Here is a 26,646-nt window from a genome sequence, read left to right on the forward strand (position 1 = left end):
CTTGGCTTGTGCGCCTCGCTGCCGCGTGCGGGTGCGTGGGCGGCGGAGTCCGCCGGAACGCTGCGAGGCGCTCCTAGGCCCCGTTCTGGGCCGCCTCAGCCCTCCTGTGACTACTCGCAGCCGCACAGATGCGCTCACGCCGCCCTCTTCGCGGCCCGGCGCACTGCCCGCCGATCGGCCTGGTACGCCCGCTCGGCGGCCAAGCAGCGGTCGCACGGCTCCTCCTTGGCGCGGACGTGCGCGGCGAACCCGGCGTGGTTGCCGTGCCGGTCGCGCCGCAACAGGCCCGCGTTGTGGGCGAGGTGCACGGCGTGCGCCGGGTTCCTGGCTCTGAGCTGATGCCGGATGACCCGCTCGTGGTAGTCGAGGGTGCCGAGCGCGATCACCAGCCGGGCTGCGATCTCCGGCCCGGTGTAGCCCTCGGCCCGGAGGCGGAGGATCTGCATCTGCCGGTCGCTGAGCTGCGGCCTGCCCGGCGGTGCCATCACAGCCACCCCCCGACCACGTCCACCGTCTCGGCTCCGCGCGCCCAGTCGGCCCACCGGCGTCCGCGGCTGGGGCTGCGGCCGTAGTCGCCGGTTATCGCCTGCCGCCGCTCGCCCGGGTCCGCGTCACCGCACGGTTCGGTCGCCCAGTCGTCAAGCCACAGCGGCGGCTGGTGGGCGCTCACGTGACCCTCCGTCCGGTGTCGCTGACGATCCGCCCCTGGGTGTCGAGGTGGCCGTCGGCGCCGAGGAGCATCAGCAGCGCCCGGTGGAGCACGTCCTGGCCGCCCTGGCCCCGGCGGGCATAGAACGCCAGGGCCTTCGTCGACCACTCGTCGACCGGGGCACGGCGCGGGGACGGCGGGCGGGCGGTCACGACGCGTCCTTGGCGGGCTCGACCGCCACGGAGATCAGGCGACTGGCGGGGAAGGCGTGGGCGGTGCCCTGCTCGCGGTCGACGATCCGGATCAACTGATTCTTACGCCGGGCCTTCTCGATCCCGTCGAGCACGTTGTTCGGCTTGTCCAGGCGGACGCAACTCGCGACGCCGTTCACCGTGGATCCGGCCGAGTACGTGTACGTCACGCGGATGAACATCATGGTTCTCCTTCGGGGATGTGATGGGGCGGGGGGGCTCGCCTGGTGTCACGGAGCGGGGGGCTCGTAGCCGACGGCAAAGGCGACTTTCTGGGCGGCCTGGACGTCGAAGCACGGCCACGAGTCGCCGTCCCTGAAGCAGGTGCGGCCGTCGTCGTCCGGGCCGTGCACCGTCGCCGTGTCGGCCAGCCACAGGGCGAGTTGCCCGGACAGCCAGCCCTGCTGGGACCGCAGAACCTCGGCGGCGGCGAGGAGTTCGGCGCGTGGACTGGTGGGGGCGACCACGGCGGACGGGGCGGCGTAAGCGACTTCGAGCGGATCGGTGTGCTTGCTCATGTGTTCTCCTTCCGGGAGGTTGGGGATCATCGGGTCTCCCACTGCTGGCAGTCAGTGACGGGCATCTGGTCGTAGTCGGGCAGCTCCACCTCGACGCCGCAGTTGGCGGGTTCGTCGCCGCAGCTGCACCGTCGGCCGGGTTCGCAGTCGCCGTAGGAGACGGCCGGCTCGAAGTGGACGCAGCTGCGGCACGTCCGGTTGGCGGGGTTGTTCCAGCAGCGGGCCATGTGCGCGACGGCGGCGGACCGCTTGCTGCGGGTGATCCGGCAGTACGGGCACTGGTGCCGGGTCACCACCACCGGCAGCGGCAGGTCGACGGCGGTCACTGCTGCGCCTCGGCGGCGGGGTCGACCTCGGGGTGGGTGAATCGGACCGGCTTGCCCAGCGACCGGGCGTAGGCGATCTCGGCGCGGGTGGAGTCTCCGATGTACGGGCCGACGACGAGCACGTCGTCAGCCAGCCGGATCTTCGCCCGGTGCAAGTCGTCCAGGGCGAGCTTGATTCGCTCGGCATCAGCCGGATCGGCCCACAGCGCGTGCGGCTGCTTCATGTTGCAGCCGGGCTTGACGACGATGTAGCCGCTCGCCGTCAGCTCCACGTCCGCCTCGGTCATCTCAGCCATGAACCGGGTGCTCCCGCAGATCACGACGATCGGCGGGATTCCGAGACGGGCCTTGCCGTCAGCGAGCTTCTCTTCCGGGGTGAGCAGCTGCGGGTACGACATGTGGTTCTCCTTCGGGTTGTGTGGTGGGGTGGGGGCTGAGCCGTGCCGGATACGCCCCGGCACGGCTCGCCTGGTGTCACGGGGCGGGGGTGGGCTCAACGGCCGGACGCTGCGGGCAGTCGACCCAGGCGACCGTCGACTCGAAGATCCCGTCAGGCTGCTCGACGGAGCAGCCGCCGCAGACCTCCTCCTCGTGCATGTGGGAGCACGTGGTCTTGCCGGGAATCTCGTCACCGTCGTCGGTGAAGAACTCCTCGCACTCCCGCTCCAGGCACTCCAGGCCGCCAACCAGGACGGTCAGCGAGGCGTGGGCTGTGCTGTCGACTCGGGTCAGACCAGGCAGCGGGCGAATGTGGTCGCGGCCCCTGCAGCGGGACCACGGGACCATGTCGCCCTCCTCCTCGGAGCAGGTCAGGCACGCCTCTCCGGCGGGGGCGTCGAGGCAGATGCGGCCGTTGTCGCTGGCCGGGTGCCGCTCAGTCCAGACGTCCCAGGCGTCGCCCTCAGTCTCGTAGTTGGGCTCGGCGGCGTGCGGGCACTCTTCGGCGCCGGGCTCCCAGTAGAAAGTTCCGGACTCGTGGATCTCGGTGATGTTCATGCGGGTCTCCTTGGTCGCGGTGCGTGCGGGTTCGGGGTAAGGCATCAGGCCGGGCCTGGGTCGCGGGTCAACGTGCGGGGGTGCGAAGCCCGGCGAGGAGTGCGGCCCGGTTGGCGGCTTGCTGGGCGGGCGACATGGGCATGCGGGCCGGCTTGTAGTCGCGGACCTGCCCGGTGGGGACGGCTTCGGCGTACAGCCGTTCAACGCTGGTGGCCGGCCGGCGGGCGGGGGCGTTGTCGGCGCCGAGTCGCTGCCGGGCGAGGGAAACGGTCTTCGGGTCGACGTTGAGGTGGCGGGCGATCTCTTCGTTGTTGAAGCCCTGACCGATGAGTTCGACGATGTCGGCGCGGATCTTCACGACGCCTCCCGGGTGAACGCGGCATGCTGGTCGGGAGTGATGAGACCGCTGTCGCGCCATTGGTCGACAAGGTCGTCTTGACCGGGGATAGCGACGCAGCTAGAGCAAAGTCGCCCGGCCGGGGCAGTGCTGCCCTTCTCGGTCGGCGGCTTCTGGCCCCAGCGGCAGGCGGGGATCCCGGCGGTTTCGGCCTGCTCCTCAAGGGCGCGGAGCCTTGCCGCGGTCTCGGGGTAGAAGAATCCGATCTCGTCCAACTCGCCCGGCTTGGCGAACGCGCCGCACAGGCACTCGCCGGACATGTGGATGTGCTCGGTGACCTCGTTCAGCGGCAGCGCTGCGTCGAAGCACAGGCGGTGCGGGGCGTGTTCGTGCTCCTGGTGGCAGCGGTGCCGGGTCCGGTACTCGCGCATGTGGGCGTCGGTCCAATGGACGAGCGGCGAGACCCAGACGATCGCGCCGTCCTGGTCGATGGCTTCGGCGTTGCGGAAACGGCGCTCAGTCTCAGCCCATCGCATCCCACCCAGATAGATGATCTTCTTGGTGCGGCCTTCGTCGCCGACAACGCTGCGACGGAACGTCATCAGCGGCTCGTCCTTGAGGTGCCGGTACATGACCCGGTGCCCGACCGGTCCCGGGAAGCCCTGCCAGACGGCGCGTATCCCGGCGTTCGGGCCGCGGCTCGCGAGCACGTTGCCGAGGACAAGATCCCGGTAGGAGTTGCGGGGGTGGAGCTCGTGGAGCGTGTCGCCCCAGGCGGCGGCGACATCCCGCACGTACTGCGTGGTCTCCGGGATGCCGGTGCCGGTGTTCACGTGGAGGACGGCGTCGTACCGGCCGCGCATCAGGTGCCCGAGGTTCCCAGAGTCGCCGCCGCCCGACGACAGCCAGTACGTGCCGACGATCGGGTACGTGGCGAGGGCTTCGTCGAGGATCTCGAAGGACCGGGCGATCGCCTCGTCCAGGGTGCGGGCCGTGTGCTCGCCGTCCTCGGCCTTCGGAGGCCGCTTCGTCAGCACGTCGGGCATGCCGGGGAACATGTCGCCGGGCAGCTGGCGGCGCTGGTTACGGGAGCTCATCCGGCTGTCCTTTCGGCTTCGGTGTACCGCTCGGCGTGGACGGTGCCGCCGGGGAGGGCGCGCCCGTCGGCGTGGCAGGGGACGGTGGGGGTGACCTGGCAGGTGGGGCAGCAGGCGGTGGTTTGCGCCCAGGTGGCCATGCGCTGGGGGTGGGGTTGGACGTGCTTGCCGTTGGTGCGGAGGTGGCAGGGCTGGTGGGGGTGGGCGCCGCAGTGGGGGCAGGCGTGGGCGCGGGCGGGGTGCTGGCCGGCGCGCATCATGTGCCGCAGGGAATCCGGCATCGGGGCCTGGGAATGGCGGCTCATGCGGCCACCGCCGGCCGGTCGACGAGGCCGAGGACGACAGCCGATGTGCAGGGCCAGAGCGTCGGATAGCTCTCGTGATCGCCGTGCTCGTCGATATAGCGGGTGCGGCAGCGACCGCAGAACCAGTCGCCCTGAATCTCGACCGGCTGGTGCCCGAAGTCGTATTCGCTGCTACTGCGGTGGAGTTCGGCACGCTGGCCGGGGAAGCAGTCGGCGCACGGCTCCTTACCCCGCCCCAAAGCCTCGGTGACGACCACTTCGTCCAGGCGGTGACCATTGGTGAGCATGATCTGCGGCATGCCCGGCACCCACTGCATGGGGTCGAAGCGCCACAGGTGTTGGCCGACCAGGAAGGCGTTGCAGAGACGGGTCGAGTGATAGCGGCTGCCGCCCTGAGAGGCGTACACGGGCTTGGGTCCGGTGCTCATCGGTTCTCCTCGGTGTCGTCGTCGGGTGTGCAGGTGCCGCATTCGCACGGCCGGTTGTCCTGGCTTCCGGTGCGGAGCCGGTCGAGGGCGGCTATCCACAGGCCGGGCGGGTGGGCTGGTGGCGGGTCCGGGGGCCGGGTGCCGACCGGCCAGGCGCCGGGCCGGTGACCGGGCGGCGGGGGCGGCTTGGCAGGTACCGGCTTCTCGCGGCGGGCTTTGCCGTTGGTGATCTGCTGCCGCATGAAGGCCCGGAAGTCCGCGCCGCCGTTCTCGGCGCGCATCGCCTTCACGTCATCCGGGTCGACGTCCATCACGCGCTCTCCCGCCGGCGGTCGCGGCCGTTGATCTCGACGACGGTCGTCATCTGGGAGAGGCGGGAGGTGATCCGTTCGCCGAGCTTGTCGATGAGGTCCGGGCCGTCGGTGCACTGGGTCGGCAGGTTGCTGGTGATGATCAGCGGGCGGCATTCGTTGTACCGGGCGTTCAGCAGCCGGTATGTGGCCTCCTCCGTGAACTCGCTGATCTTCTCGGTGCCCAGGTCGTCGATGAGCAGCAGCGGGGCGCGCATGAGCCGCTTCACCTCGAACTCGGGGCCGTTGTCGCTGCCCTTGGGGCGGAGCAGGGCGTACATGTCGGGGGCGGTGAGGGCGATGACTTCGTACCGCTCCGGCCCGGCGTCGGCGATCCGGCGCAGCGCCCCGTAAGCCTCATGGGTCTTGCCGGTGCCGAACGGGCCGGTGAGGAGCAGGAACCCGGCCGCCTTCGGGGTAGTGGCCGCACGGTCGGCCCAGGCGATGACGTCGGGGTGGGTGGCGGTCGCCGTCTGGTAGCGGTACGGGGTGGCGGTGGCCCAGCGCTTGAGAGCCCAGTCGGCACGTCGCTTGCGGTGGTACTCGGGGTGGCCGGGCTCGGCCGGCTCGGGTTCGTCGTCGATGGGGCCGGGCTCGACGTGGTCGAGGCCGCGGGCTTCGAGGATGCGCTGGAAGCGGCGGGTGACCGCTTCTCCTCCGAGGGGCTGGGGGTCGGGCATGGTCAGAATCCCTTCGAGTAGTCGACGTTCTTGGCGAGTTGAAAGGGCCGATAGCCAGTGCCCGCAACGGCGTGGAGCTTGGGGCGCTCGACTCCGGGGCCGGGCTGCGGCGGGAGTTCGCTCCAGCCTTTGATGAAGTAGTTCGCGGACTCGACAGAGGTCCGGGAAGCGGCCTTGACGGCGTGGTCGACCATCGCGTCGACGCCGGACTTCTTGATGAGCGCCAGGACGGGGAACCAGCTGTTGCCTTTGAAGGGCCAGCGGACGACGACGCCGGCAGCGGTGAGTCCGTCGACAAGGGGGCGTGCGTCCGCGGGGATGCCGAACGAGATGTCGGCTGGCTCCTCTGCTCCCGCTTGCTTGCTAGAGGGGGTAGTAGAGGAGGGGTTAAGAGGGGTAGGGGTCCCGGAATCCCTGACACTGACGTCCCGGATTCCGGGACACTGAGACGGTTCAGTGTCCGCATTTTCGGGACGCTGACCGTTCGCGTCAGTGTCAGGAGTTCCGGGACTCTGAGGGCTCTCAGTGTCAGGAGTTTCCGGACCCTGAGGAGGTGCGTCAGTGTCAGCAATTCCCTGACACTGAGACTCGGGGAACTTAGCGATCTGATACTTGGCTGTGCCGTTCTTCTGGCCTGCCGCGAGCTTCGCGAGAACACCCTTGGCGATCAACGTCTTAAGGACCGCGTACAGCTGCGATCGGCTGAGCTTGGCGCCGCGGAGCACCTCGGGCCGCTCGACGCTGTTCCACGTGATCCGGGTGTCGTCGTTCGCGTCCTCGGCCAAGACGACGAGGAGCAGCTTCTCCCTGTGTGTCAGGGCCTCGGGTGCGCTGGTCAGCACCTCGACGATCAGGCGGATTCCCACGGTGTCTTCTCTCGATCGCGACTGCGTGAAGGACTGACGTGCTGGCAGGCCCGGCCCTCGCCTGCCATACTACTTTAAAGATTGGAAAGAATGGAAGGAATCACCATGGCTTACACTCTCGACATGGCGTCTGATCTGGAGCCCCGCATCACCGAGGACGGCATTCAGGAAGTGCCTCTCACCCGCGCCCGCGCCCTCCTGACTCGACTCATCGAGCAGGTTCGCGAAGACGGGCTGGTCAGCGCCCTGACTGTGCGCGGGCGTCGCCGGGCCTACCTCGTCACACCTGGCGCCTTCGACACCGCGCAGTCGGATCGGCGCATGGTCCAGGCGTTCCACCTCGCTGCCGGCGAGGTGCCTAAGACCGAGAGCGCCGAGAAGTTCCTGGACGTCATGGCCAGGCATCTGATGGAGATCCAAGATCGTGATGCAGCCGCCGCGAAGCGCTTCGCTGACTACGAACCTGACTGACATCTCTCTTCCTCTCCTCCGGGCCCCGCGGCGATCACCGCGGGGCTTTGTCGTGCGGCGGCTAGCTGGGTTACGCGGCGGTCGCGAGCTCGGGCGCGGCGTGCCGCTCGAGGTCGTTGCCGTTGATGGCTTCGACGAGTGCGCAGAGGATGACTTCGGCGGCGTTGGGGGTGACGGCGTTGCCGTACTGGCGGACGCGTTCGCGCTTGGAGCCGAGGACGATGTACTGGTCGGCGAACGACATGGCCCGGCCGATCTCGTGGGGCTCGAGCATCCGGAAGAGGACGTCGTTGATGTCGACGTCGCCCTTGACGAGCGCGTACCGGTCTCGGGTGGAGAGGGTCCCGACCGGCTCGGTGACGGGCTTCGCGGTGCCGTTGCCGTAGTAGGGGACGAGGAGGTGTTCCCAGGTGACGAGGGACTGGTGGCCGGCTGTGGTCATGGTCCGGAGGAAGTCGGCGGCTGAGGTGCAGTGCTCGCCGCCGTCGCCCTTGGAGCCGTTGTTCCGCATGACCATCGCGGGGATGTCGGGGGTGACGAGCCCGTGGTGGTTGCCGTTGGCGGAGACGGTGCCGAGGGCGTCGCGGATGGACCGGCCGCGGAGCTGGTCGCCGCCGCCGCGCATGGTGACCATGAAGGGGAGCCAGGCGAGGCCGGTTTCGTTGCGGGCGGTCTGGGTGCGCAGCGGGTTGTTCGCGGAGGCGGGTTCCTTGCCGTCCCTGCCCTCGACGGGGATGAGGAGCGGCGGGATGGCGAGGCCGTCGTTTTCCCTGGTGGTGCGGGTCGGCATGGGCTCGGTGAGCGGTACGGCGTCCTCGCGCCAGGTGCCTCCGGCGGGGACGACCATGGGCTTGGCGAACTTGTCGAGGCCGGCCTGGATGCGGGCGAGCGTCTTGTCGGCAAGGGGCCGGGCCCGGTCGCCGATGCGCTGGCCGGGGAGCGCCCAGTCGATGGCGACGGCGGCGGGGAGTACGGACGGTTCGACGATCTGGTTGCGGCACTTCACCTGCGGGCACCGGTAGACGTACTGCTGGCGGTAGCGGCCCATGTCGCGGCTGGGGTCCTTGAAGACCTGGACGGCGCGCACCCACTCGTCGCACCCGGTACACCAGGCGCGGGGGCGCAGCCACTTGTTCCAGTCCGGGGTGCGGCCGAGGCTCTTGTGCCAGTAGGCGACGTACAGGCGGTCGCGGGACTGGGGGGCCCGGTGTACGGCCCGAGGGTCGGCGTGCATGGAGTTCAGGGCGATGGTGCGGGTCTCGTATCCGAGCTTGCGGATCTCTCCTATCCACCGGTCCCACTGGTCCCAGGCCCGGACATCGACGACGTTCTCCACGACACCGGCCTTGACCAGCCCGCCCCGCTCCTGGACCCCGCGCAGGTACATGGGGACTTCCTCCATGAGCGCGCGGGAGCGTTCGACTTCCTCGGAGGGGGCGTCACCGAACAAACCGTCCTGCATCGAGGTGGCGAAGTCCCGCTTCTTGCCCCGGGCGTTCGACCACTGAGGGCACTCGGGTGAGGCCCAGAAGATGTCGGTGGTCGGCCAGGAGGCGACGGGGGCTTCGCGGATGTCGCCCCTGTAGTGGTCGACCTCGGGAAAGTTCGCGGCGTGGGACTCGATGGCCCGCGCCCAGTGGTTCGCGGCCCTCTCGACCCGGACGCCAGGGATGGCGTGCGCGCCCTGGCTGCTGCCGCCGGCGCCGCAGAACCAGTCCATGACGGTGAGTGCGTCGTTGTCGTTGCGGTAGCTCATGCCGCCGCCTCCTGTGTCTTCCGGTAGCGGCTGATGGACTGCTGGAGGTTGATCTTCGAGACGCGCAGGCGCTCTGCGGCCTGCTCGCGGGTGTGGCCCTGCTGCTCGAGCTCGAGGCCGTTCTCTGCCAGGACGATGTAGCGGGGGGTCGCGCCGTCTGCGGGCTGGAAGTCGGGGTTGTCGAAGTCGCCGTCGTCCCAGTAGTCCGGGCCGGCCCACCCGTTCTTGGCCGCGACGTTGCGCCCCCGAGTGCTGGAGCCTTCGCTGTTGGCGAGCTGCCCGTAGGCGGCGGTGATCCGCTGGGCGAGGTGGAGGCGGACTGTCGCTTGCCCGTTGCAGATCAGGCCGATGCGGTACTGGGTGGTTCCGGCGGCGGCGGCGATGACGTACTGGGAGTGGCCGCAGGACATGAGGGCTTGGATGCGTCGCCGGCTACCGAGGGCGTCGATGTAGAGGTAGCCGCGCGGGCTGGGCTGAACGGTGAGGATCTTGTTGTGGGTGTGGCGGTTGATGCGGGGTTCGCGTCCGGAGGCGATGTTGCGCAGGTGCGCAGCGCTGCATCCGCTGGCGTCCCGGAGGTCGGCCCAGCTCATCGTCTGGCGAAGACGCTGGATGTGCTCGGCGGCTTCGGTGGCCGGCAGGCGGTTGGGGATGCCTCGGCTGCGGTTGAGGTTTCGCTGCTTGCGCTTGATGACTTGCGGTGCGAGCGCCATCACTGTTCCTCCTTTCGCGGCTTGGCGGTTTCGAGGCGGTGCTGGGCTTCGATGACGCGAGGGCTGGGCGGGTCGGGCCAGATGGCTTGGCAGGTGGCGAGGTCGGCCTCGGCCGGCAGCGCGGGCGCCGTGCTCCGCTGCCATCGGGCCCGGTCGATGGCCCAGCGGATGGTTCGGTAGAGCAGGCGGAGGATGGCGGCGGTCAGGGCGACGGCCGCGAGGGTGATGGCGATGGCGGCGGTGACGGCCAGCCAGCTGGTGGCGGCGAGGATCTGCCAGACGCTCATGCGGCCGTCTCCGTCCGTGCGGCGCGACGCTGGGCGGCGATGGCATGGCCCTTGGCGGTGAGGCGCCAGACGCTGAGGCGGTGTCCGTGGGTGGGGCCGGAGGTGGACGGGACCATGTGGCCGGTGTGCTCGATGACTCCGCCGGCTCGGAGGGATCCGATGGCGGCGCCGAGGTAGCCGTGGCCCAGTTCGGGGAGCACGTTGCGCAAGTCGTTGGCGCTGAACGTGTCGTTGGCCAGCCCGTAGGCGTACACCGCCTGCTCGACGAGGAACCGGTCCCAGCTGGTGCGGTCGGCTATGTCGGCGAGGAGCATGTCCTTCTCGGCTGCGGCGAGACGCTCGGCGACGGAGAGGCGGCGGGTCACAGCGTCACCGCCTGGGCGTTGACCGCGGCCAGCAAGTCGGCGTCCGGGGTCCACAGTCCGAGGCGGCCCTTGCACGGGACGGGCGTCGGGAGGACGGTGACGTCGGTGAGCGTCCAGTGGTAGACGTTCTCCTCGCCCCAGGGCCCGCAGCACTGGCCGTCGTCCGAGTAGTGGCAGTCGGTGATCTGAGCGGTCGCGATGACGGCGCTGCGGGCGTCGGGGCGCGGGCCGTAGATGACGGCCTGGGGGTCGTGTGCGGCACCGGCGTGGATGAGTACGAGACCGCGGTACTTCGTCTTCCAGGTGCGGTTCTCGGTGCGCTTCGTCTGGTGGGCGATCGCGTCGGCCCAGGGCTGGCGGATGGTGAGTGCTCGCATGTCGTGTTCTCCTTGGTGAGCGGGGCCCCGCCTGTTATCGGCGGGCGGGGCTCCGGAGACGGTTGGGCTAGAACGGGGGGTCGGACGGGTCGCGGCCGAGGGTGAGGTCGCGGATCCGCTTCTCGATGTCGCCGGTGAGGTCGGCGCCTTCGTTCTTCAGGGCGAAGGCGAAGCGGCGGGCCTGCTCGGCGCCCCAGCCGTCGTCCTGGCGACTGAGGAGCATGTCGGCGAGGCGCTCGGCGATGACCCGGCGGACGGGCTCCGGGACCTCTGCGGTGATGTCCGGTGTGGCCGCCCACGGGTCGTCGCGGCGGACCGCAGATGCAGGGGCCTTGTACGCGGACCGCGGGTCCCAGCCGTCGTCGGTGAGACGGGCGTCGACGAGGGCGTCCATGTTGCAGTCGGCTTCGTCGAGGGCCTTGGCGAGGTTGAGTCCGGCCTTCCAGCGGTCGGCCTCCCGGCTGGCGAGAGCCTGGGCGATGTGGCTGGACACGGCCTCGCGGGTCGCGTACTCGCGGCGGCGCAGGAGGGTGATGGCATCCCGCAGGTCGGCGGTCGCGGCCGCCCGCTCCTCGTCACGAGCGAGGGTGGCGTGGATTTGGGCTTCGGCGAGCAGGCGGTCTGCCTCGCATGGGCCCTCGTCGTGGGGGCGCAGGACGCCGTGCGACTCTTCGGCCAGGCGCAACGCTTCGGCGCGGTGGTTAATGGTCATGGCGTGTGGTCTCCTTCTGAGGAGGCCGCCCCGCATTGCCCGCGGGGCGGCCTCTGTGGGTGCGGTGGGCTTAGGTGGCTGCTACGGCAGCGCGGAGACGTTCGACGAGGGTGCGGATGGCCTGCGCGGAGACGTGCTCGATGGGAGCGCCGAGTTCTTCATGGGCGAGGAGGTCGATGTCCTCGATGCCCTGGTCCATGCCGAAGGAGTGCAGCTCGGAGACTGCGGCGGCGTGTTCGTCGCTGGTGTCGACGTCGACGACGCCCGAAGGTGCCGGCCGCTGTGCGGGGCCAGTGATGGCGGCGAGGGATAGGGGTGCCTGCTTCGCTTGGACGGCTTCGCCGTGTACGTAGCCGTCGAGTTCCTCGGCGGCGTAGGGCATGCCGTGGAGAGCGTCAGAGGCGACGAGCCGGCAGATCTCACCAGTAGCCCGGTTGATCAGCATGGTCTTCGGCTGCTTCTTCCACTCAGGCTTGTTGATCAGCCCCATCTGAGTGGCGCGCGCGGTGTCCCACTCGACCTCCTGCCACTGTTCGGCGCCCTTCCGGCGGCCCCGCATCTTGCAGTAGGTGCCGGTGGACTCGACGAGCTCGACCTCGTGGCCCTTGCTCTGGAGGATGCCGCGCATGGCGTGGGCTCGCAGGGCGGGCTGGTTGTTGATGACGTCGATGCTCTTCAGCGAGGTCATCGGCTGGAGGCCGAGCTCGTGGCCTGCGAGGATTACGGCGACGATCTCGTCACGCTTGCCGCGGTAGGCGCCAGCGAGGCTAGTGGTGGCGATGGCGGCGGCGATGGTGGAGATGGCGGAGGCTTCGCGCGCCCACTTTTCCAGGCTGGACTCGATGGGTTGGTTCGCGGGGGCGTTCGGTACTGCGACGGCGTGCTGCTCGTCGCGGGTGGCGACGTCGGTGCTGGTCATCCGAGGTATTCCTCTGCTTGGCGGATGGTGTCCCAGGGCGGCATGCCGATCTGGGGGATGTCATCGACGGGGCCGGTCCAGTCGGGCCAGATGCCGGTGGCGGTGCAGTCGGCGTACAGGCGCAGGGCGCGTTCGTTCTTGGCCCGGCCGATGTCGCGGTCCTGGTCGGCAAGTTCGCGGACCGTGATCAGGTAGGGCGCGATCTTCGACTGGAAGACGAAGACGAACCGGCAGCCATCTGGTGCGAGCCCGGCAGCTTCGATGCCATCGATGTAGAGCGGATCTTGCTGGTGGTAGCCGTGGTCGCGGATGGCGCGGGACACGGTCTCCGGGTCCGCTGCTTTGATCGTCTTGTAGTCGACGGCGACGGTCACGCCGGGCAGCTGCTTGAGCCAGTCGGGGCGCACCCGGCAGCGGACGCCGGTCGCCGGGTCGGTCCAGAAGATCGACCGTTCGGCCACGCCTGTACCGGGGGCGAACAGCGGGCCGGCGATGGGGTGCTGGCGGATCGCCTCTGCCATCGCGGTGACCATCTCGAAGTCCTTGGTCAGCAGCGGCACCTTGCCTTCGGCGTAGGCGGCGTCCCGGAGTTCGCGGGCGTCGGCCTTCTTCCAGTCCGGGAAGTCGATGACCTCCAGCTCCGGCCCCTCGCCGAGGACGAGGAGGTGGGCGGCGTGCCCGAGGTCGAACTCCTTCTTCGGCGGCTGCGGATTGTCGCGGCCGTACTTGAACTGGGCGGGGCAGCCGGGGGCGAGGATCTTGCGGAGGCCGGTCGAGGAGACCGAGTCCTTGTCGGCGTGGTACTCGTCCGCGGTCATGTCGTCGCGGATGACGGGCGGGGCCAAGTCGACGGTCGTCATGCGTTGTCCTGTTCGTCGAGGCAGTCTTCGCAGACGGGGCCTTCGGGCTGGCGGGTGAAGGGGCCGGCCGTGCCTCCGCAGCGGGTGCAGGCGATCGGGGCCATCAGAAGGGCCACCCGTCGGGGGCGGGCTTGCGCCAGAGGGGGATGCGGAGCGAGCGGTAGGGGTCCCAGCAGGGACAGGGCTGGATGTCGGGCTCTTCGCCGAAGGGGCCGAGGCCGGGCCCGTAGGCGACCTCGCCGTTGCCCTGGCAGTCGCGGCAGTGCGGGTCGGGCTGCTTCTGGAGGTAGATCGCCCGTTGGTACAGTTCGGCTGTCCAGCGGCCGATGCGAATGGTGTGACTCATGTGGCTGCCTTTCGGGTGTCGTGGTGTGGAAGCCGCCGCCCCGCCTGGGGGGGTGCTGGGGCGGCGGCTCCCGGGCGGCCGGAGCGCTGGGGGGACGCTCAACGGCCGGTCTGGGGTGGGTCAGGCGGCGTCGGCGAGTTCCGCGATGCGGCTGTGCGCTTCGTTGAACTCGTCGGTGTCGAGGCCGGACCACGGGATGCGGTGAGCCATGGCGAGGAGGACGTCGAGGGCGTTGAACCCGGCGGCCTTGAACTCGGCGGCGGCATCCCGGATGTCGTCGTCGGTGTACCGGCCGTTGCTGCTGGCGTCGGCACCGGGGGCGAGGGATTCGCTGGCCGGGGCGATGCAGTACTTGTAGCTGAGCTTCGCGAACAGGTCCGTCGGGTCGATGCTGGCCTTGAGCGCCGCCGCGTCCTGGGTCCAGTCGGCGAGGGTGCCGAGGAGTTCGGCGCCGGCGACGGCGTCTTCGCGGAGCATGGCGTCGGCGACGGACAGTCCGCTGTGGTGGCCGATGCGCCAGCGGTGGGGGCTGCTGGGGTGCATGCCCTCGGGGATGCGGTAGACGAGGAGGCCGGGGACGATCTCCGTGGCGTGGTCGACGGTGTAGCTCTGGCCGTCGGGGCAGGTGAGGGTGAGTTCACGGAATGCGCTCATGGGGTTCTCCCTGGGATGCTGGTGGGGCGCCCCGCCGAATTCCCGTCGGCGGGGCGGCTGTGCAGGTGGATCGCCGGGCTCGTTGGCCGGCGGCATCCGACGGCCCGGCGGGCTGTGGGGTCAGGCCGGGGTGAGCGCTGCGGCGTCGCGGGCGTCGTCGTGCTCGGGGTCGGAGACGGAACAGCTGATGCGCCCGCCGGCCAGCACGGTCCAGTCCTCGTCAACCGCTGCGGCCGTGGCCTGCTCTCCGGTGGCGAAGTGGGCGACTCCGAAGCCGTCGCTGTCGAGCGCCTCGTTGCACACGTCGCACCTGATGACGAAGCAGCTCTCGGGGTGAATGCTCATGACGTGGCCCCCGTCTGCTGGTTGCGGGCGCCCCAGGTGGTCTGTCCGGGGTCGGTGACGGCGTCCGCCCCTTGGGTGATGCGCTTGAGCAGGGCGCGGGTGTCGATCTCCTGCGTGCGGCTGGCAGCGGAGTCGGCGAGCGATGCGACCCGGAGTCGTTCGGTCAGGTCGGCGATCTGCCGGTGGAGGTCCCGGATGTCGGCTTCCTGGCAGACGACGACGTCCTCGGCGCAGGCCGCCTTGTGCTCGGCGTACTGCCACAGGTTGTGGAGCTCGGCCCGGTCGTCCATGAGGACGGCGAAGAAGTCGTCGGCTGCGGCCTGCCGGTTGTGCAGGTGCCTGTTCTCGTCCCGCAGCTCGGTGACCTTGCTCTTGAGCTGCTGCACCCGGTAGTTCTTGGTGTGCTTCCCGGCCGGCTTGTCGCGGCGGCGGGTGCGGTCGAGGGCGGTGTCGAGGAGGGTCACGACGTGGCCTCCGACTTCGAGCCGCAGGTGCAGATGCCGGACTTGACGTACTGGTTGAGGCGGCAGGCGCATCCGAGTCCGATCGAGACGTTCTGCACCGTCCCGTCGCAGTCGTCGCACTCGCCGTAGACGAACCAGCGAACGTTGGTCTCAGGCATGACTTGTCCCCCAGAGGTGACGGCCGAGGCGGAAGAGCCCGGCGGAGGTGGCGGTGAGTGCGGCCATGAGGGCGGCGCACTGGAACAGGAAGCGGGCCATCAGACGGCCCGCCTTGCCGCGTTGACCTGCGTTTCGAGAACGGCGACCTGGTGGGTGAGGAGGACCGCCGTGAGGCAGGCGGCCCAGCGGATGCGTTCAGCCCAGTCGGCGGGCATCGCTTCCCGGATGCGGCGGCGCTCGAGCTGGTCGAGGGACACGATGTACCCGGCGGCCTCGGTGGCGAGGAAGTCCGGGGACGGCGGCGACCAGACGGTGAGGCGGGCGGTGGAGGTCCGCCACGTCTGCGGCCGGGCCCAGTCCGCCTCAGGGTGGGCGCCTTGTACGAGTGCGGTGATCCGCCTCGACCCGCCCTGGGGCAGCTTCAGCGAACGGCCGCTGCCGTCGCGGGCGGTGACCACGTACACGCGTTCCACCGTGCCGGTGGCGTCCGTCCACACCGGAGTGAGGAGGACTGTCTCCGCCGTGGGTGCGATCTGGTTGAGGCGCCATCCCAGCTGTGTGCGGTGACGTCGGCGGCGGCCGGCGGATGCCTTGCGTGGCCGGACGGGCAGGTGCTCGCTGAACTTCGCCCGCTTCGTGCAGCCGGCCAGCAGGTCCAGGTACTCGCCCCGGACGCCGCGCGACCAGTGGGTCAAGTCGGCGCCGTACAGGCGGCGGTAGTCGGTGTCGAGGTCGGCGAGCGCCGTCTCGGTCCGGTCGGCAAGTTCGGTGATCACGCGGCTACCGCCTTCGGTGCCCGCTGTTCGGCGGCCTGGGTGAGTGCTGCGGCTACGGCGAGGAGGGTCTCCGTCGGGGCGAACCCGAGGTGCACGGTGATCGCGTTGCCGATCTGGAGGACGGTGTGGCCGCCCTCTTGGATGTGGAGGTGGATCTCGTCCGGGCCGCCGTCGAGCCACACGGTCGTGCTCGTGACGCGAGTCGTCGGGTTCACGCCGCCACCTCTGCAGCCTTGCGGGCGGCGTCGTACTGGCCGATGCCCCAGACGATCGCGTGGCACTGCCATACGTAGTGGTAGTCGAGGGAGCGGATAGTCCACTCGCTCACGTCGTCGAAGTCGAACCCTTCGAGTCGACGCGTCCTGACCTTGTGCGTCTTGCCGTTCTCCCGCTCGTGCCGGATCGCCCACATGACGCCGCGGTCGTAGCGGCCGGCGTCCTCGTCGGTGGCGCCGCAGGAGCACTCCTCGCGGGTCTTCGCGCCGTACTCGAACTCGTCCACGACTCGGAGGGCGTTGTTCTCGTCGTCGAGGTATCCGCTCTGGAGCACGTCCTCGGTGACGGCCTTGCCGACGCCGCGCGGTGCCCAGCCGTCACGGATGGCCTCCCGGGTGTACTCCCTGACCTGCGCTTCGAGGAGGCTGCGGTCGTATTCGGCGACGGAGCCGCGGCCGTTGACCAGCATCCGCGCCCAGCGGTCCGGGTCCACGCGCCCTTCGCCCCGGCCACGGAACGCGGCGAACATGTCCTGCCTGTCGTCGGCGTAGTGGCTGAAGTGGAACGAGCCGTGGCTACCGGCGATCACCAGGTTGTGCGGCCAGGTGACGAGCTCGATGACGGTCATGCTGGTCTTCGGGGCGGCGAACCGCAGGTACCGGAAGGGGCCGTCCTCACGATGGGCCGTGATGGCGTGGTTCGGAAGGTCGCTCTTGAAGTGCTTGGCGATCTCGGGGTAGTCGCTCATTCCGACTCACCGGCCTCGGACTTGAGGCGGGCAATCTCAGCGCGGGCCGATTCGAGCTCGTCGGTGGCGGTGCGCTGCTGCTCGGCGTGCTCGGCGATGCCGTTCCGCCACTGCTGGACTCCGGCGAGGACCCGGTCCGCCACGGCGAGCTGCTGCTCGATGGGGGTGTCCTGACTGAACATGACGTCGAAGCTGCTCTTGTACGGGCCGTCCGGGAGGAGCGACAAGGTGGCGAGCGGCGGAAGGTTGCCCTTCGCGGTGCCATTCTCCGACCAGAAGCTGTAGGCGTGCATGGTCATCGGGTCCCTCCGGGGGTCCAGCCGGGATAGTCGTCGGGGGTGCTGCACTTCTCGGGGTGGGCGCAGGCGAGCTGGGCGAACGCCTTGTCGGCCGGGTCGAGCTGGTGCTCCTGCTCGGCGACATCCGGGTGGGCGATCAGCTGACGCAGCCGGGCCACGGACTCGTCGATGCGCTGCTGCTTCTGCCGGGCGACGAGGGCGGCGACCGTCTCGGCCGGCACGTCCAGGGCGTCGATGCGGTGAGGGCGCGGGGTCGTCGTCACGGCGTCACCTCGGTCCACGTGCCGCATCGGACGGGGCGTTGCACCATCACGGCCGTCGGCCAGCTGTCCCGATACCCGACCAGCCGGGCCTCGCACAGGGTCCGCTCCTTCGTCGGCTGGAGGACCCACGCGCCGCCCTCGTCGGGGTGGATGCGGATGCCGTACTCGACGACGGGGCTGACACCATGCGCGCTGTCGGGGCGCTCGCCGTCAGCGGCCTCGCGGACCACGCCGACCCACTCGGGTACGGGCAGCGGGTGTTCCCAGCGCGTGGCCTGCTTCTCGGCGGCGTCGCACACCTCGCGCACGGCGTCCAGGCAGCGGCTGAGGTAGGCCGACTCCTCGGCCACGGTCGGCTCGACGCCCACGCACTTCTTCAGCTCGGCACGGAGGCGCTCGATCTCGGCGACCGCCCACTGGAGATGGGCAAGGGTGCCTTCGAAGGCCGCACCCGGAGCGAAGTTCACCGACGTCTCGACGTACTTGGCAAACACCGCGGCCACGCCGTAGCGCATGTCGGGCGTCAATCCGTTGAGGTACTCCATGGCAGCCTCGCGCTGCTCCGGCGTGTTCGTCATGACGCACCCCCGGCGGTGATGATCAGGCCCGGGTTGTACGCGGCGAGGATCTTGTTCTGGCGGGCGACCTCGGCGAGCGCACGCTCTCGGGCCTCGCGGGTCAGCGGGGTGCGGCAGCGGGACACGGTCACGGCAGCGTCGAACGCGGCCTCCTCCGCCTCCATGACCTCCGGCGGCATACACCGGGCGGTGAGGACGGCTACACCGTCAGGGACCTCGGCGAAGTTCAGGGGGAAGGTGATCACCACTCACCGCCAGTGGTGACGATCTCCACCTTGAACGTCCCGGCGTTGCGGAACCCGGCGACGATCTGCCCGGCCATGGCCTCCATGTCGAGGAGGACCTCGAAGGAGGGGGAGGCGATGTAGCGGCGGGCGTAGAGAGCGATGCTGTCGGCGAGCTGGTCGCCACCCATGGAGCGGACGATCGGCTCCGGTGCCGAGCTGCCGCCCTGGCCGCCGTGGCGGCCGATGCGGTCGAACGTCACGCGGTAGGTGGTCTGGTGGTCGGGCATGATGGTCATTGCGCGGTCCTGCTTTCTTCCTTGCTGGGTTGATGGATCGCGGGCCCCGATTGCCGGTCTCTGACCACCGGCGGTTGGGGCCGATTGCCGCTCTAGGCGGCTTTGGCGAGGTGCTTGTCGCCCTGGTGCATGCGGTAGTAGGCGTCCCGGGCCGCGCGGTTCATGACGACCCGCCGGCCGGACCGGCTACGCAGCTTGGGGTTGTCCTTGAGCACGCGCCTCAAGTGGCTGACGGAGCACTTCAGGACGAAGGCCGATTCCTGGACTGTCATCACGTCGGCGTTCGGATCTGCGGGGGGAACCGCGACTCCGTACTTCGCGTACTTGTCGCCGGGCATGTCACTCCTTGTTTTCTGGTGGCCTCGGTGGGGCGAGGAGGCGTGTGGCGGACGCTTTCAAGGCCTTCCGGAGGGCGGCATAGCGGCTAGGTCTCATGCGGGTGCGGGTGCCGTTCTCCAGGTGGGAGAGGTAGCGCCGGCTTATCCCGGCGAGCTCAGCCAGCTCGGAGATTTCGAGTCCCGCTTGCATGCGCTCCTGTCGGATTGCCGTCCCGTCAACCTCGAAGGTTGGGGGTTGGTGCATGCCTTAAAGCTAGCGCTAGCTAGCCGTCATGTCTAGCTCTAGTTAGCTTCAGTTCGCTCTAGATCGACTTTGCGTAGGCTTGAAGATCCATTTAGTTAGCCTTACCTAGTTAACGTTTCGGCCGATCTAGCCTCCGGACCTGGCTGGACCTGGCCGGTCCTGCAAAGATGTCGACATGACCACTCGCGATCTGGCTCGTCTCGCCAGAGCTGTCAAGGCCCGACGGCTCGAGCTCCACCCCTCACGCCTAGCTGCAGCCACCTCCGCCGGCGTCTCCAAGGACACGTGGCAGCGCGTCGAGGAAGGCCTGCCGGTTCGGGAGGTCAGCTACGCGAAGATGGACCCGGCCCTCGCCTGGGCGTCGGGCAGCTGCATCGCGATCACCGAGGGCGGGGAGCCCGTGCCGGTCGAGTACGTCGAGTCGGAGGGCGGCACCTCGATGGTGTCGAAGCCTCCGCCGGAGTGGCTCGAGGGGGAAGCGCGGAAGGCGGTCCAGTCGTCAGCGATGGCGACGACGCCGGGCCTCACCTGGACGGAGATCCGAGACCTGAGTGATCAGGTTGTGAAGGAGTTGCGGGCGCGCGGAATTTTGCCAAATGCGTCTTGATCTGCACTGATCCCCGTACAACCTTTTCGCCGTAACCGGATCGTGACGTTCCACTGCTGGGTAACCTTCAACTATCCCCTCCCGTATATGCGTTCGGCATGCCACCCTGAGTGACACCTGGGGAGGTTCTCCGCGAGTAGATAGGGAGGGCCTATGACAAGGGTCGTCACTCTCGAGCTGGGTCCGAAGTTCCTAGGACAAGCGCTCAAGATCGACGGAGAGTTGGTGTGTGCACTGCCCCCAGCGGCCCTCAAAGAAACGCCTATTCAGGCTGGCGTGAGAGAGCTGATGGCAAGGCAAGGAATGGATTGCAGAGTGTGTCGCGGCTGCCCCGTCGGCACGGCACAGTAGGACTGCAGCCATAGCGGAGTCGGGCGGTCAGGGGTGCCCGCCGACTTCCGCCCACCATCAAGCCTTCCCAGGAGGCGACATGAGCCGAGTCCATCAGCATGTCCACGTCGAGTGGCGCGGCGGTACGTGCCGCGTGAAGTGGTGGACAGGGGAGCTCCTTCCTAGCGGGCGCAAACGGTACGAGTCCAAGGGTGGATTCACCGATGAAGAGAAGGCCGTTCAGCACGGACTTGATCAGCTCTACGAGATTCGGCACGGCACACATGTAAGCAATCGCGATGGCTCGATGCTGATGACCGACTGGCTGGACGACTGGCTCGCGTCTCTCGATCTTGCACACCTATCCCTGCGGACCTATTCCTGGGCGATCAACTCGTACATCCGACCGTTCTTCGGGAAGAGCACCGTCAGCGAAATCGACATCCTGGGCCACCGGGCGTTCAAGAAGCACCTGACCAAGGCCTCCCTGAGTGACAGCTCGATCCGCCACATTCTGATGGTCTTCAGCATGGTGATGACGGACGCTGTTGCGGCCGGGCTTCGCAAGACTTCCCCTGTGGAACGACAGCGCCGTCGCGGGAAGTTCAAGAGGAAGCCGCGTGAGAAGAAGAAGGACATGCCGATCGAGGTGATCGACCGCATTGCCCGCAACGCCGAAATCCGCTGGGGATACGCGGGCTACGTCTTCTTCTGGACGATGGCCATGACGGGCATGCGCCCCGCCGAGATGTACGGGCTCACGCGTGAGTACTGCTACCCGAACTGGCCCGGCACCGACCCGCGGCCTGACCCGGACGAGGCGGACCAGTACGGCGAGGACATGGAGCGGTACGGCAAGGGCGAAGGGCTGATGCCGGCGATCCGCGTGGAGCGTCAGATGCAGTACGAGGACAGCAAGCTAAAGTTCTTTCCGCCGAAGTACGGGTCCAAGCGGACTCTGGTGGTTCCCTCGTTCCTGGCTGACATGCTCGAGAGGCTGCTCGCGTCGCACAACAGCGATTACGTATTCCCAGGCATCGAGGGCAATTGCCTCGCCGCACTGGCTTTCCATCGCGAGTACTGGCGGCCGATCGTCAACGGGGCTGAGGCAGTCGCGGGGCCGCGCGTGCTTAAGCCCCGGCCGGCCATCCCTGAGGTGCCGTCGTTCAAGGGCAAGCGGATGTATCTGATCCGCCATGGTCACAAGGCGTGGCTGGACGAGGATGGTCACAGTCGCTTCGCTGTGGAGTCCCGGATGGGCCACGAGATGCAGGGCGTTGAGGGAACGTACAGCAACGTGACGCCCGCGATGGAGCGGGCCATTATCGACGCGTTTGGGAAGCGGTGGGACGAGCTGAGGAGCCGGCTTCCCGCGGAGGCTGCCAGTGAGGTGCTGCCTCGAGCGCCGGTTCCGTCCGTAGCGGAGCTCGTTCGCCTGGCGGTGTCGCAGGGCATCACGGATCGGACGTTGGTAGTGCGCGAAGTCCACAAGGTGCGGCCGAAGGCCCTTGGGGATACGGTCAAGCGCACCCTCGGCCGTCAGCTTCGGCGGTAGCTGTGCCAGCGGTGGGTGTCCCGTAGGGGCGCGGTTTCCCACTTGTTTCCCACTGGCCTGACGCTGATCAAGTGATATGCAGGTCAGGGGAGTTCTCAGACAGATTCCCTCAATATGCACATGGTCACGGGATACATGTCCGCCGACCTCTTCCTGTCGATCGCCGAGAAGGCGGGCAAGGACCTGACCGTCGAGTCCTTCCAGAAGGCGGCGGGGTCGTTCTCGGACAGCGGGACGCTGGTGGGTGACCGGAGCGAGCCGAAGGGGCAGCGGGAGAGCTTCGGGTGCGGGGCGCTGGTGCGGTTGAAGGACGGGAAGTACGAGGTGTCCTCGCCGTTCAAGTGCTATCCGCCCATCCCCTTCGGGTAGGGGTGGTTTCCCCGCGATGGGCGATCTGCTGGGTTTTGTGCTGAGCGGGCTGGTCTCGGGTGCGCTGTACGCCCTGCTGGCCACGGGGCTTGTGCTCTCGTACTCCGCGTCGGGTCTCTTCAACTTCGCGCACGGCGCGACGGCGTACGTGTGTGCGCTCGGCTTCTACGAACTGCACTCGGGCTTCGGCTGGCCGGCCGTGCCGACGGCGGTGCTGCTGGTGTTCGTCGTCGCGCCGGGGATCGGGTGGGCGCTGGACCGGCTGATGTTCCGCAAGCTCGCGCGGGTGGGTGAGACGGCGCAGATCGTGGCGACGATCGGGCTGCTGGTCGCGCTGCCGGCGGCGGGGCTGTGGGCGGTGGAGCTGCTGGCGGAGGCGGGCGCTCCGGTGGTGCCGGCGGAGAACCAGTTCGGGCTGCCGGGGGTCGGGCCGAGCCCGGCTGTGTCCTGGCAGCTGGCGGACGGCGTGGGGATCGACTCCGACCAGCTGATCACGTGGCTCGCGACGGCCGTGGTGGCGGTGGGGCTGTGGGTGCTGATGCGGCACACCCGGCTCGGGCTGCGGCTGCGCGCCACCGTCGACAACCGCACGCTGGTGGAACTGCGTGGCATCAGCGCGGACCGGCTGTCGTCGACCGCGTGGATGCTGTCGTCGGGGCTGGCGGGTCTTGCGGGCGTGCTGGCCACGCCGCTGCTCGGCCTTTCCGCCCACGACTACACCTTGTTCTTGTTCGTGTCGGCGACGGCGGCCGTGCTCGGGCGGTTCGCTTCGGTTCCGCTGGCGTTCGCGGGCGGGCTGGGGCTGGGCGTACTGCAGAACCTGACGGCCGGGTACGCGTCCTTCGCCGACGACATCACCGGATTCCGTACGGCGGTTCCGTTCCTGATCCTCTTCGCGGGGCTGCTGGTCATGACGCGCCGGCAGCGGGCGGCGGGCACGGCGGCGGTGGACGCGCCGCCGGTCGACTACCTGGCCGGGCGGTCGTGGGGACGGCGGTGGGGGCCGTGGGCGGCGGGCGCGGTGCTGATGGCGCTCGGTTTCTATACGGTCACAACGCCGTTCTGGAGGGGGATGCTCGCGCAGGGCCTCGCGATCTCGCTCGTCTTCATCTCCTTCACGGTCGTGACGGGGCTCGGCGCGATGGTCAGCCTGGCGCAGGCGACGTTCGTGACGGGGGCGGCGCTGGTCGCGGGCCTGCTGATGAGCCACGGCTGGCCGTTCGTCGGGGCGGCGCTGGTGGGCACGTGCGTGGCGGCGGTGCTGGGGGCACTGGTGGCGCTTCCCGCGCTGCGCCTGGGAGGCCGCTCGCTGGCGCTGGCGACGCTTGCCCTGGCCTTTCTGGCCGACCAAGTCCTTTTCCAGCTGCGGTGGTTGAGGAACGGCGACACAGGGTGGGAGATCCCGCGCCCGGTGTTCGGTCCGGTGGACCTGTCCGACGACCGGGCGATGGGGGTGGCGCTGGTCGTGCTGGTCACGGCGGCCGTCGCGTCGCTGAGCGCGCTGCGGAACTCGGCGTCGGGGCGGGCGATGCTGGCGGTACGGTCGGCTCCGGAGGCGGCGCTGGCCTCGGGCGTATCGGTCATCCGTACGAAGCTGATGCTGTTCACGCTGTCGGCGGGGATCGCGGGGTTCGGGGGCGTGATGTACGCGTCGTACAACACCCGTATCACGGCTACGGACTTCACCGCGATGACCGGGCTGATCTGGCTGGCGGTGGTGGTCGCGGCGGGCGTGCGGCGGCCGCAATTCGCAGTGGTGGCGGGCCTGGTCTTCGCGGTGGTCCCGCACCTCGTCTCGGAGTACGTCACGGAGTCGACGCAACTCCCGGTCATCCTCTTCGGCCTGGCCGGCCTGGCCCTGGCCAACGACCCGGACGGCTACGTCGCGGCGCTTTCGGTGCGGAGGCACCGGCGACGGGTGCGGGCGGGCGCGGGTGCGGTGCGGGTGGGTGCGCCGGCGTCGGGTTCAACGCCGGGCGCGGGCGCCGTGCGGGCGGGTGACGTGCCGGGCCCGGCACCCGGGGCGGCTCCGGGCTCAGTGCGGGGCGGCTCCACAGCAGCCCCGGAAGCGCGCCCCGGAGCATCTCTGGGGGCCACGCCCGCGCCCGCGCCGACTCCGGATACGGCGGTACGAGAAGCGGCGCGGTCGGGTGCGGGGGCCACCTCCCCGCCGGGCGCAGCCCCACCCGAAACCGAGACCGGTGCGGAGCCGTCCGCCATACCCGCCCCCACACCGGACACAGCCCGACGAGAAGCGGCACCCCCCACGCCCACGCCCGCCACGCCGGCGGGGGCCGTTACGGCCGCCACCTCCGCACCGGTCACAGCGCCGCTGCGGCCAACAGCCACGCCGGAAGCCGAGACCCGTGCGGTTCCCGGCGCCACACCCACCCCAACACCGGACACAGCCGTACGAGACGCGGCACTCCCAGCGCCCACGCCCGCCGTGTCGGCGGGTGCGGTGTCGGCGGGTGCGGGTGCGGCCGACGCCTCCGCACCGGCCGCAGCGTCGCTGCGGCCAACAGCCCCAACCGAAAACGAGACCCGTGCGGTTCTGCGCACCACGCCGGAAGCCGAGACCCGTGCGGTTCCCGGCGCCACACCCACCCCAACACCGGACACAGCCGTACGAGACGCGGCACTCCCGGCGCCCACGCCCGCGGTGTCGGCGGGTGCGGGTGCCGCGGACGCCTCCGCACCGGCCGCAGCGTCGCTGCGGCCAACAGCCCCAACCGAAAACGAGACCCGTGCGGTTCTGGGCACCACGCCGGAAGCCGAGACCCGTGCGGTTTCGGGCACCACGCCCGCGCCAACAACGGAGACGTCGGTACGAGAAGCGGCGCTCCCGACGCCCACGCCCGCCGTGTCGGCGGGCGCCGGCGTCGGAGGCGAAATTCCCCCATCCCGCCCCTTCCCGAAACCGGGGGCAGGCCCCCGGGCCCCCGTCGCGCAGGCGGCGGGCCTCCGTTCTCCGGACGATCTCCCCTCCGCACCCCCGACTCCCGACGGCGGCGGGCTCGCCGGGCACGGGACTGTGGCCCGCGGAGCGCGGGAGGCCGGCCTCGTGCTGCGCGGGGTTTGGGCTGGGTACGGCGGGGCCGACGTACTCCGCGGGGTGGATCTGACCGTACGGGCAGGGGAGATTCTGGCTCTTCTCGGGCCCAACGGGGCCGGTAAGTCCACCACTTGCCACGTCGCCGCCGGCCTGCTCACGCCTACCTCCGGCCACGTCCGCATCGGCGACCGCGACGCCACCCGGGACGGCGCGGTGCGGCGTTCGCGCGCCGGGGTCGTTCTTGCCCCCGAGGGGCGCGGGATCTTCCCTTCGCTCACCATCGAGGAGAACCTGAGCCTGCGCCTCCCCGACCGCTCCGCCCGCGACGCGGTGTACGAGCGCTTCCCCGCCCTCGCCGGCCGCCGCCGCACCGTCCCCGCCGGTTCGCTGTCCGGCGGCGAGCAGCAGATGCTGGCGCTCGCACCGCTGCTCCAGCGCCCGCCGGCCGTACTCATCGCCGACGAGCCGTCGCTCGGCCTCGCGCCGCGCGTCGTGGAAGAGGTGTTCCGCCTGCTCACGGAGTTGCGCGAGGCAGGCACCGCGCTGCTGCTCGTGGAGGAGAAGGCCGCCGAGGTGCTCGGCATCGCCGACACCGTGGCGTACCTCGCGCAGGGGCGCGTCTCCTGGTGCGGGCCGCGCGCGGACGTAACGACCGACCGGCTGACCGAGGCATACCTGGGGATCGGGGACCCGAATTCATGAGCGGGACCAGGAGCGACACGTACGTACTGGAGGCAGCCGCAATCGGCGTTCGCTTCGGCGGCGTCACCGCCCTGGACGGCGTGCGCATCGCCGTCCGCCCCGGCGAAGTGTGCGGTCTCATCGGCCCGAACGGCGCCGGCAAGACCACCCTGTTCGATGTCCTGTCAGGCATCCGCCGCCCCGATACCGGCCGCGTCCTTCTCGACGGAACGGACATCACGCGCCGCACTCCCGTCTGGCGCGCCCGCCACGGCATGCGCCGCACCTTCCAGCGCCAGCAGCTCTTCGGCCGGCTGACCGTCGCCGACAACCTCCTCGTCGCCCAGGAGTGGCGCGGCGGCGGGGGCGGCCTCGCCGCCGATCTGCTGGCGGCGCCCACCCGGCGTACCCGCGAGGCCGCGCGCCGCGAACGCGCCGCGACGGTCCTGCGCTCGTGCGGCCTCGACGCGCTCGCCGAGTCGTACGCCGGGACGCTCCCCGTCGGCCGCGCCCGCATGGTCGAACTGGCGCGCGCCATGGCGGACCCGCCCCGCGTCCTGCTGCTCGACGAACCCGCCTCCGGCATGTCGGGAGAGGAGAGGGAGCAACTGACCGCCATCATCCGGCACTTGGCGGCCGAGGAAGGCTGCGCCGTGCTGCTCGTCGAGCACAATGTCGCCTTCGTGATGGAGCTCTGCTCCCGCATCGTCGTCCTCGACCTCGGCGCGGTTCTCGCCGAGGGCAGCGCCGCCCAGGTGCGACAGGACCCCGCCGTCCGTGACGCATATCTCGGGACCGTCGCGGGAATGCGCCGGGACGCTTGATCGTTGACG

The 26,646-nt window shown here is 69.7% G+C and carries 44 protein-coding genes; 6 read left to right on the forward strand and 38 right to left on the reverse strand.

All coding sequences use genetic code 11. From position 1 onward, the window contains the following. Positions 1 to 134: 134 nt before the first annotated feature. The 15 genes from ABZX79_RS20470 to ABZX79_RS20540 form a co-directional block, all read right to left on the reverse strand. The gene (locus ABZX79_RS20470; RefSeq protein ID WP_355259300.1) at positions 135 to 485 is read right to left on the reverse strand and encodes a helix-turn-helix transcriptional regulator; all 351 of its coding nucleotides are present in this window, start codon (positions 483 to 485) and stop codon (positions 135 to 137) included. Then, a complete protein-coding gene (locus ABZX79_RS20475) occupies positions 485 to 670 on the reverse strand; it encodes a hypothetical protein (protein ID WP_355259303.1) in 186 nt (61 codons plus the stop codon). Before ABZX79_RS20475 ends, ABZX79_RS20470 begins: the two co-directional genes overlap by 1 nt. After that, a complete protein-coding gene (locus ABZX79_RS20480) occupies positions 667 to 861 on the reverse strand; it encodes a hypothetical protein (protein ID WP_355259306.1) in 195 nt (64 codons plus the stop codon). The genes ABZX79_RS20475 and ABZX79_RS20480 overlap by 4 nt, the downstream gene beginning before the upstream one ends. Beyond that, entirely contained in the window at positions 858 to 1,085 is a 228-nt protein-coding gene (locus ABZX79_RS20485) for a hypothetical protein (RefSeq protein ID WP_355259309.1), read from the reverse strand. The genes ABZX79_RS20480 and ABZX79_RS20485 overlap by 4 nt, the downstream gene beginning before the upstream one ends. Positions 1,086 to 1,130: 45 nt before the next feature. After that, positions 1,131 to 1,418, reverse strand: a complete 288-nt coding sequence (locus tag ABZX79_RS20490; RefSeq protein WP_355259312.1) for a hypothetical protein — start codon at positions 1,416 to 1,418, stop codon at positions 1,131 to 1,133. 26 nt (positions 1,419 to 1,444) lie between these two features. Continuing rightward, positions 1,445 to 1,744, reverse strand: coding sequence for a hypothetical protein (locus ABZX79_RS20495; protein ID WP_355259315.1), 300 nt, complete (start codon positions 1,742 to 1,744; stop codon positions 1,445 to 1,447). Beyond that, on the reverse strand, positions 1,741 to 2,142 hold the full coding sequence (locus ABZX79_RS20500) for a hypothetical protein (RefSeq protein WP_355259318.1): 402 nt from the start codon (positions 2,140 to 2,142) through the stop codon (positions 1,741 to 1,743). The genes ABZX79_RS20495 and ABZX79_RS20500 overlap by 4 nt, the downstream gene beginning before the upstream one ends. 76 nt (positions 2,143 to 2,218) lie before the next feature. Beyond that, positions 2,219 to 2,740 (reverse strand): hypothetical protein, encoded by a 522-nt coding sequence (locus tag ABZX79_RS20505; RefSeq protein ID WP_355259321.1) that lies wholly within the window; start codon positions 2,738 to 2,740, stop codon positions 2,219 to 2,221. Between the two features lie 67 nt (positions 2,741 to 2,807). Next, positions 2,808 to 3,098, reverse strand: a complete 291-nt coding sequence (locus ABZX79_RS20510) for a helix-turn-helix domain-containing protein (RefSeq protein WP_355259324.1) — start codon at positions 3,096 to 3,098, stop codon at positions 2,808 to 2,810. After that, positions 3,095 to 4,174 carry a hypothetical protein gene (locus tag ABZX79_RS20515; protein WP_355259327.1) on the reverse strand — a complete coding sequence of 360 codons (1,080 nt, stop codon included), beginning with the start codon at positions 4,172 to 4,174 and terminating at the stop codon, positions 3,095 to 3,097. Before ABZX79_RS20515 ends, ABZX79_RS20510 begins: the two co-directional genes overlap by 4 nt. After that, the gene (locus ABZX79_RS20520) at positions 4,171 to 4,479 is read right to left on the reverse strand and encodes a hypothetical protein (protein WP_355259330.1); all 309 of its coding nucleotides are present in this window, start codon (positions 4,477 to 4,479) and stop codon (positions 4,171 to 4,173) included. Before ABZX79_RS20520 ends, ABZX79_RS20515 begins: the two co-directional genes overlap by 4 nt. Then, complete coding sequence (locus ABZX79_RS20525; RefSeq protein ID WP_355259333.1) at positions 4,476 to 4,907, reverse strand: hypothetical protein; 432 nt, start codon at positions 4,905 to 4,907, stop codon at positions 4,476 to 4,478. The genes ABZX79_RS20520 and ABZX79_RS20525 overlap by 4 nt, the downstream gene beginning before the upstream one ends. Next, on the reverse strand, positions 4,904 to 5,218 hold the full coding sequence (locus ABZX79_RS20530; protein ID WP_355259336.1) for a hypothetical protein: 315 nt from the start codon (positions 5,216 to 5,218) through the stop codon (positions 4,904 to 4,906). The genes ABZX79_RS20525 and ABZX79_RS20530 overlap by 4 nt, the downstream gene beginning before the upstream one ends. Further along, entirely contained in the window at positions 5,218 to 5,937 is a 720-nt protein-coding gene (locus ABZX79_RS20535) for an ATP-binding protein (RefSeq protein ID WP_355259339.1), read from the reverse strand. The genes ABZX79_RS20530 and ABZX79_RS20535 overlap by 1 nt, the downstream gene beginning before the upstream one ends. A gap of 2 nt (positions 5,938 to 5,939) precedes the next feature. Then, the gene (locus tag ABZX79_RS20540) at positions 5,940 to 6,803 is read right to left on the reverse strand and encodes a hypothetical protein (RefSeq protein WP_355259342.1); all 864 of its coding nucleotides are present in this window, start codon (positions 6,801 to 6,803) and stop codon (positions 5,940 to 5,942) included. 105 nt (positions 6,804 to 6,908) lie between these two features. On the opposite strand from ABZX79_RS20540, the gene ABZX79_RS20545 reads away from it, so the two are divergent. Then, positions 6,909 to 7,274 (forward strand): hypothetical protein, encoded by a 366-nt coding sequence (locus tag ABZX79_RS20545; protein WP_355259345.1) that lies wholly within the window; start codon positions 6,909 to 6,911, stop codon positions 7,272 to 7,274. A 70-nt stretch (positions 7,275 to 7,344) separates the two neighbouring features. Here the strand turns inward: ABZX79_RS20545 and ABZX79_RS20550 are convergent, their stop codons facing one another. From ABZX79_RS20550 to ABZX79_RS20660, 23 genes are all read right to left on the reverse strand, one after another. Beyond that, positions 7,345 to 9,030: a DNA cytosine methyltransferase gene (locus ABZX79_RS20550; protein WP_355259348.1), complete on the reverse strand. Its 1,686-nt coding sequence runs from the start codon at positions 9,028 to 9,030 to the stop codon at positions 7,345 to 7,347. Continuing rightward, entirely contained in the window at positions 9,027 to 9,743 is a 717-nt protein-coding gene (locus tag ABZX79_RS20555; protein WP_355259350.1) for a hypothetical protein, read from the reverse strand. Before ABZX79_RS20555 ends, ABZX79_RS20550 begins: the two co-directional genes overlap by 4 nt. Further along, positions 9,743 to 10,030, reverse strand: a complete 288-nt coding sequence (locus tag ABZX79_RS20560) for a hypothetical protein (protein WP_355259353.1) — start codon at positions 10,028 to 10,030, stop codon at positions 9,743 to 9,745. Before ABZX79_RS20560 ends, ABZX79_RS20555 begins: the two co-directional genes overlap by 1 nt. Beyond that, positions 10,027 to 10,395 (reverse strand): hypothetical protein, encoded by a 369-nt coding sequence (locus ABZX79_RS20565; protein WP_355259356.1) that lies wholly within the window; start codon positions 10,393 to 10,395, stop codon positions 10,027 to 10,029. Before ABZX79_RS20565 ends, ABZX79_RS20560 begins: the two co-directional genes overlap by 4 nt. Beyond that, entirely contained in the window at positions 10,392 to 10,772 is a 381-nt protein-coding gene (locus tag ABZX79_RS20570; protein WP_355259359.1) for an ASCH domain-containing protein, read from the reverse strand. Before ABZX79_RS20570 ends, ABZX79_RS20565 begins: the two co-directional genes overlap by 4 nt. 67 nt (positions 10,773 to 10,839) lie before the next feature. Continuing rightward, positions 10,840 to 11,484 (reverse strand): hypothetical protein, encoded by a 645-nt coding sequence (locus ABZX79_RS20575; protein WP_355259362.1) that lies wholly within the window; start codon positions 11,482 to 11,484, stop codon positions 10,840 to 10,842. Positions 11,485 to 11,554: 70 nt separating this feature from the next. Next, complete coding sequence (locus ABZX79_RS20580; protein WP_355259365.1) at positions 11,555 to 12,403, reverse strand: hypothetical protein; 849 nt, start codon at positions 12,401 to 12,403, stop codon at positions 11,555 to 11,557. Further along, positions 12,400 to 13,263, reverse strand: coding sequence for a PD-(D/E)XK nuclease-like domain-containing protein (locus ABZX79_RS20585; protein WP_355259368.1), 864 nt, complete (start codon positions 13,261 to 13,263; stop codon positions 12,400 to 12,402). The genes ABZX79_RS20580 and ABZX79_RS20585 overlap by 4 nt, the downstream gene beginning before the upstream one ends. 103 nt (positions 13,264 to 13,366) lie before the next feature. Continuing rightward, complete coding sequence (locus ABZX79_RS20590) at positions 13,367 to 13,609, reverse strand: hypothetical protein (RefSeq protein ID WP_355259371.1); 243 nt, start codon at positions 13,607 to 13,609, stop codon at positions 13,367 to 13,369. A 120-nt stretch (positions 13,610 to 13,729) separates the two neighbouring features. Continuing rightward, positions 13,730 to 14,263 (reverse strand): hypothetical protein, encoded by a 534-nt coding sequence (locus tag ABZX79_RS20595; protein ID WP_355259374.1) that lies wholly within the window; start codon positions 14,261 to 14,263, stop codon positions 13,730 to 13,732. 120 nt (positions 14,264 to 14,383) lie between these two features. Next, positions 14,384 to 14,608: a hypothetical protein gene (locus ABZX79_RS20600; protein WP_355259377.1), complete on the reverse strand. Its 225-nt coding sequence runs from the start codon at positions 14,606 to 14,608 to the stop codon at positions 14,384 to 14,386. Beyond that, positions 14,605 to 15,072: a hypothetical protein gene (locus ABZX79_RS20605; RefSeq protein WP_355259380.1), complete on the reverse strand. Its 468-nt coding sequence runs from the start codon at positions 15,070 to 15,072 to the stop codon at positions 14,605 to 14,607. The genes ABZX79_RS20600 and ABZX79_RS20605 overlap by 4 nt, the downstream gene beginning before the upstream one ends. Further along, positions 15,069 to 15,230 (reverse strand): hypothetical protein, encoded by a 162-nt coding sequence (locus tag ABZX79_RS20610; RefSeq protein WP_355259383.1) that lies wholly within the window; start codon positions 15,228 to 15,230, stop codon positions 15,069 to 15,071. The genes ABZX79_RS20605 and ABZX79_RS20610 overlap by 4 nt, the downstream gene beginning before the upstream one ends. A gap of 99 nt (positions 15,231 to 15,329) precedes the next feature. Further along, the gene (locus tag ABZX79_RS20615) at positions 15,330 to 16,007 is read right to left on the reverse strand and encodes a hypothetical protein (RefSeq protein WP_355259386.1); all 678 of its coding nucleotides are present in this window, start codon (positions 16,005 to 16,007) and stop codon (positions 15,330 to 15,332) included. Continuing rightward, the gene (locus tag ABZX79_RS20620) at positions 16,004 to 16,222 is read right to left on the reverse strand and encodes a hypothetical protein (protein WP_355259389.1); all 219 of its coding nucleotides are present in this window, start codon (positions 16,220 to 16,222) and stop codon (positions 16,004 to 16,006) included. The genes ABZX79_RS20615 and ABZX79_RS20620 overlap by 4 nt, the downstream gene beginning before the upstream one ends. After that, positions 16,219 to 16,971 (reverse strand): hypothetical protein, encoded by a 753-nt coding sequence (locus ABZX79_RS20625; RefSeq protein ID WP_355259392.1) that lies wholly within the window; start codon positions 16,969 to 16,971, stop codon positions 16,219 to 16,221. The genes ABZX79_RS20620 and ABZX79_RS20625 overlap by 4 nt, the downstream gene beginning before the upstream one ends. After that, positions 16,968 to 17,270, reverse strand: a complete 303-nt coding sequence (locus ABZX79_RS20630; RefSeq protein WP_355259395.1) for a hypothetical protein — start codon at positions 17,268 to 17,270, stop codon at positions 16,968 to 16,970. Before ABZX79_RS20630 ends, ABZX79_RS20625 begins: the two co-directional genes overlap by 4 nt. Continuing rightward, positions 17,267 to 17,533 (reverse strand): hypothetical protein, encoded by a 267-nt coding sequence (locus ABZX79_RS20635; RefSeq protein ID WP_355259398.1) that lies wholly within the window; start codon positions 17,531 to 17,533, stop codon positions 17,267 to 17,269. The genes ABZX79_RS20630 and ABZX79_RS20635 overlap by 4 nt, the downstream gene beginning before the upstream one ends. Beyond that, positions 17,530 to 18,111, reverse strand: coding sequence for a hypothetical protein (locus ABZX79_RS20640; protein ID WP_355259401.1), 582 nt, complete (start codon positions 18,109 to 18,111; stop codon positions 17,530 to 17,532). Before ABZX79_RS20640 ends, ABZX79_RS20635 begins: the two co-directional genes overlap by 4 nt. Continuing rightward, positions 18,108 to 18,356 (reverse strand): hypothetical protein, encoded by a 249-nt coding sequence (locus ABZX79_RS20645; RefSeq protein ID WP_355259404.1) that lies wholly within the window; start codon positions 18,354 to 18,356, stop codon positions 18,108 to 18,110. The genes ABZX79_RS20640 and ABZX79_RS20645 overlap by 4 nt, the downstream gene beginning before the upstream one ends. Continuing rightward, positions 18,353 to 18,634 carry a hypothetical protein gene (locus ABZX79_RS20650; RefSeq protein ID WP_355259407.1) on the reverse strand — a complete coding sequence of 94 codons (282 nt, stop codon included), beginning with the start codon at positions 18,632 to 18,634 and terminating at the stop codon, positions 18,353 to 18,355. The genes ABZX79_RS20645 and ABZX79_RS20650 overlap by 4 nt, the downstream gene beginning before the upstream one ends. A 92-nt stretch (positions 18,635 to 18,726) precedes the next feature. Continuing rightward, positions 18,727 to 18,972 (reverse strand): hypothetical protein, encoded by a 246-nt coding sequence (locus ABZX79_RS20655; protein WP_355259410.1) that lies wholly within the window; start codon positions 18,970 to 18,972, stop codon positions 18,727 to 18,729. A gap of 1 nt (position 18,973) precedes the next feature. Next, positions 18,974 to 19,216, reverse strand: a complete 243-nt coding sequence (locus ABZX79_RS20660; protein ID WP_355259413.1) for a helix-turn-helix transcriptional regulator — start codon at positions 19,214 to 19,216, stop codon at positions 18,974 to 18,976. A 175-nt stretch (positions 19,217 to 19,391) separates the two neighbouring features. Here ABZX79_RS20660 and ABZX79_RS20665 point away from each other — a divergent pair, with 175 nt between their 5' ends. The 5 genes from ABZX79_RS20665 to ABZX79_RS20685 all read left to right on the forward strand — a co-directional run bounded on the left by ABZX79_RS20665 (position 19,392) and on the right by ABZX79_RS20685 (position 26,637). After that, positions 19,392 to 19,823 carry a hypothetical protein gene (locus ABZX79_RS20665; RefSeq protein ID WP_355259416.1) on the forward strand — a complete coding sequence of 144 codons (432 nt, stop codon included), beginning with the start codon at positions 19,392 to 19,394 and terminating at the stop codon, positions 19,821 to 19,823. A gap of 430 nt (positions 19,824 to 20,253) precedes the next feature. Then, entirely contained in the window at positions 20,254 to 21,708 is a 1,455-nt protein-coding gene (locus ABZX79_RS20670) for an integrase (RefSeq protein WP_355259419.1), read from the forward strand. Positions 21,709 to 21,828: 120 nt separating this feature from the next. After that, complete coding sequence (locus ABZX79_RS20675) at positions 21,829 to 22,077, forward strand: hypothetical protein (protein ID WP_355259422.1); 249 nt, start codon at positions 21,829 to 21,831, stop codon at positions 22,075 to 22,077. 16 nt (positions 22,078 to 22,093) lie between these two features. Beyond that, positions 22,094 to 25,834: an ATP-binding cassette domain-containing protein gene (locus tag ABZX79_RS20680; protein ID WP_355259425.1), complete on the forward strand. Its 3,741-nt coding sequence runs from the start codon at positions 22,094 to 22,096 to the stop codon at positions 25,832 to 25,834. Further along, the gene (locus tag ABZX79_RS20685; RefSeq protein ID WP_355259428.1) at positions 25,831 to 26,637 is read left to right on the forward strand and encodes an ABC transporter ATP-binding protein; all 807 of its coding nucleotides are present in this window, start codon (positions 25,831 to 25,833) and stop codon (positions 26,635 to 26,637) included. The genes ABZX79_RS20680 and ABZX79_RS20685 overlap by 4 nt, the downstream gene beginning before the upstream one ends. Positions 26,638 to 26,646: the final 9 nt, after the last annotated feature.

Source organism: Streptomyces sp. NPDC002994 (assembly GCF_040611155.1).
In the GTDB taxonomy this organism is placed as follows: Bacteria; Actinomycetota; Actinomycetes; order Streptomycetales; family Streptomycetaceae; genus Streptomyces.